Raw genomic sequence first — 3,462 nt, 5'->3', positions numbered from 1 at the left:
AGGTGCAGGCAGGCTTCCAGAAATTCGTAGGCATGTTGGGTGCCGTGGGGCTGATCCGGCTTGCCACATTCCAGGGTTACCGCCGGGCAGAAGCGCCCAAAGGCCATACTCTGCACCCCTTCTGGCTTGGTGAAATAGAGGACGGTGCGCCCAAATAAGGTGGCCAGGTGCAAGGTAGAGCGATCTAAGTAATTGACACAGGCGTAATGGGGATTGGTGCCCGTGTTGTTGTGGAGGTCAACGCTGGCAAACACGCCGCGTTGCTGCATCTGCCGCAGGACGGCCTGAGCCATAGCGTGTTCGGGAGTGGAGCCGGGGCCCCAAATGCGGTTGTAGTCCGGTTGGCCGTCTAGCCGCCGTTGCCCGTGGCGGGCAGCTTGCACATTGCCAATGAACAGGGAAAGGGAGCGAGGCAACTCCCGCCCGCGGTAGCAGCGCAGAAGCTGGCGCACTGCCTGCCAGCCGGTAGTCTCGTTGCCGTGCAGCAGGACGGAAACAAACAGAGGGGGATCCCGCCGTCCCGCCAGATGGATGAGGGTTGGCCCGCCCAATCGGTCGTAGAGTTGATGGGCTTCTAAATCTAGGAGTTGCTCCGGCAGGTGATCGAGAACAGTGAGCATACGGTTTTTTGGGCAAGCACCTCAACGCAAACCTTTTGGCTGCTTAAGAGCAGAGGGGATCCGGGAAATAGAGCCCTCACCCCCAGCCCCTCTCCCGTTGGGAGAGGGGACAGGGAGATTGGGGTAGCGAACTGTCTCATCCTTAGCTGGAGGTAAACAACTGGCTGTCGTGCTTGTGGCTTAGGTCGTCGCCCTGACCTTTGAGAAAGCATCCCTTCCGATGCAGGCATGCCCAAGCGGTGACTTATCCCCCCTGCCGGCAACTATGGGGAGACGGCTTCCCTAGCCGAGATCCCAGGTGTGTACCGGCTGACCTTGCCGCTGCCGTTCCCAGTAGGCACAGGTCAATTGTTGCATATCTTTACCATGCCGAGCCACGTAGCGGCGCTGCCAGGTGGCCCCATTCTGCCCCGACTCGACACGGCCGCGGAGAATGCCCAGGTACTCCTGGATGTCCTGGGGCGCCAAGTCCAGTTGCGCCAAGCCCGCCTCTGCTTGCGGGAGCAGCTCTTGCAACAACAATTGGCGCAGGGATCCCTGCCAACCGTTGAGCCAGGTGATGGGGGCCTCGAGGCCGAAGCGGGCGGCCGTATAAAAATTGGCGCGGCACTGGGCGAAGCTCAGCTCCTGCTCCGGGGGAAGAGGTCGGGATCCCAGAGCTTGCACCAGGCCAAAGTAGAAGGCCGCATTGGCAATCATGTCCGGCAGGGTGGGGCCTGCTGCAGCCACCCGCTGTTCGATGCGCAGGTGGGGAATGGGATCCAAGCCGATGAGGGGGCGGTTCCAGCGCCAGATGGTGCCGTTGTGCAGGCGCAGATGGGCCAGCTCTGAGGGAGCAGCAGCTAGCCTTTGCGGCAACACCACTGGGTAGCGGTGCAGATTTTCCCAAAACAGCTCCATTAGGGATTCCTGGACATAGCCTTGCCCGAAGGTAACGCGAGCTTGGTGGGTAGGGGCGAGGGGGGGTGGGCCATCCAACGCCTGCTCAAACACCGGGATGCGGGTTTCCGCCCACAGGTCGTGCCCAAACAGATAGGGAGAATTGGCTGCCAGGGCTACCAAGGGGGCCGATACGAGCAGGGAAGCGTTGAAGTAGCGGGCTGCCTGGTGGGGCGACACCTGCAGATGGATTTGAAAAGAGGTGGTGGCTGCCTCCAGCATGACATTGGGGTGGGTGACGCGTAGCCGGGCGGCAGGCCCTGCGATCGCCAGCCCCAGGGGCGGGATCCCTGAGGGTTGCTCGCGCCGGTGCAGGTTTAGGATCTGCTCGTTGAGGGCCAGGTAGCGCTTGCGAGGCGAGATCATTTCCAAAGTGAGCTGCTGCTGCTGCAGCGTGGGCAAAATGCCAATCATCATCAGCCCCGCCTGCAGTTGCTCGGCCACTCGGCAGCAGTGAGCCCAGGTCTGCGCCAGCTCTTGGTGCAACTGCCGCAGAGCCGAACCGACCAAGACCTGAGGCCGGCCGTTGATCTCGATGTTGAAGCGGGCCAGTTCCGGCACCACCAGCGGGTTGTTGACGGCCTCCAGGTAGGCGGAGTTGATCGGGGCCGGCTCTCCCTGGGGGGTGACTAGCCAAGCTTCCAGCTCAAACCCACCCACCAGGGATCCCTGGGCAAAAGGTCGACAGGCGGGATCCAGCCCCGGCGCGGCGGCCAGCCAGCGGTCCAGCAGATCTGTCTCCTGCTGCAGCCGAGCTTTGAACTCGGCAAAGTCCTCTGCGCCAAAGCTGAAGGAGGCAATCTCCTGGCCCATCGAGACAACTCCGCAGCTCCCCTGGATGAGATCACCTAGAAACCGCAGAAAGCCGCGCTCTGGCGCAGCCAGTCGCGAAGCGGGACGGAGTCCTTGCGTCGGGAGGAATGCGAGAAGCCGGACGACAGTATAGCATCTGATGAGATAAAATAGATAGGGGCATGCCCCAAGTCCTGACTATCTCCTGCAAGCTTAAGGTGTCTGCGTCGCAAGCCGCCAAGCTGGAGGCGACACTTGATGCTTTTGCGCGAGCCTTGCTCGCGCCAGTGGGCCGGAGGCCTTACTGGGTGAACGAGAACACACCGGAGAAGATAGTCAACGCCGTCAAGCTCCAATCGCTCTGCTACCGCGAAATTCGTACCCGCTTTGGACTGTCCAGCAACCTGGCACAACAGGTGTGCAGGCGGGTTGCAGGCTCGCGCAAGGTTGTGCCCGCCAAAAGAACCGTCCGGTCAAAGCGTTCAAGGGGGGTTTTGTGACCTTTCGCGCTAGCGGGACGGAGTCCTTTGACGCTCGCACCTTTTCTTTTCGGGAATTCTTTTCGGGAAAAAGACTGGACGGTGTCGCTGACCACCATTGAGGGGCGGGAACGCTTTGAGTTGGCAATGGGCAACTACCAACGGGGTGTGTTGGCAGGTACCAATCCCAAATCGGCCACGCTCATCAAACGCAAAGACGGTTCGGTTCTTACTATGTCCAGATTTGCGTGGAGCAGGATCCACCAGAGCCACGAGACACCGCCAAGGCAATGGGTGTGGACTTGGGTAGGAGAGACATTGCCCACACCAAGGACTCCGTCCCGCTGACGCGAACAGAGGGAGATAACTGGAATGGACAGCAGTTGAACCAGGTCAGAGACCACTACTCCCGCTTGAGAGCGGCTCTGCAACGCAAGGCCAGGAAGGGCCCACGCAGCAGTTGGCGGAGATGCCGGGAGCTGTCGCAACGGCTGTCTGGTCGGGAGAGATACTTTCAAGCTTGGGTGAACCATCGCATCGCCAAGTCCATTGTTACTAGGGCACAGGCGACCCACCGTTTTATTGCCTTGGAAGACCTGACCGGGATTAGGGAGCGTGTCAACCAACAGTCA

General features: G+C 60.8%; 2 protein-coding genes and 1 pseudogene. 1 reads left to right on the top strand and 2 read right to left on the bottom strand.

Annotated elements, in window-relative coordinates:
- Window positions 1–620: M14 family metallopeptidase (locus tag NW863_RS06800; RefSeq protein ID WP_414365452.1), on the bottom strand; the 620-nt coding region annotated here is incomplete at its 3' end.
- Between the two features lie 282 nt (window positions 621–902).
- A complete protein-coding gene (locus NW863_RS06795) occupies window positions 903–2,372 on the bottom strand; it encodes a glutamate-cysteine ligase family protein (protein ID WP_414365450.1) in 1,470 nt (489 codons plus the stop codon).
- Window positions 2,373–2,533: 161 nt separating this feature from the next.
- Between NW863_RS06795 and NW863_RS06790 the strand changes: the two are divergent.
- A pseudogene (locus NW863_RS06790) lies at window positions 2,534–3,462 on the top strand (RNA-guided endonuclease TnpB family protein); the annotation flags it as partial.

This window comes from Synechococcus sp. B60.1, from assembly GCF_047462555.1.
Classification (GTDB): domain Bacteria; phylum Cyanobacteriota; class Cyanobacteriia; order Thermostichales; family Thermostichaceae; genus Thermostichus.
Note: the sequence above shows the minus strand (reverse complement) of the source record. Positions and strands in the feature narration are given on the sequence as shown.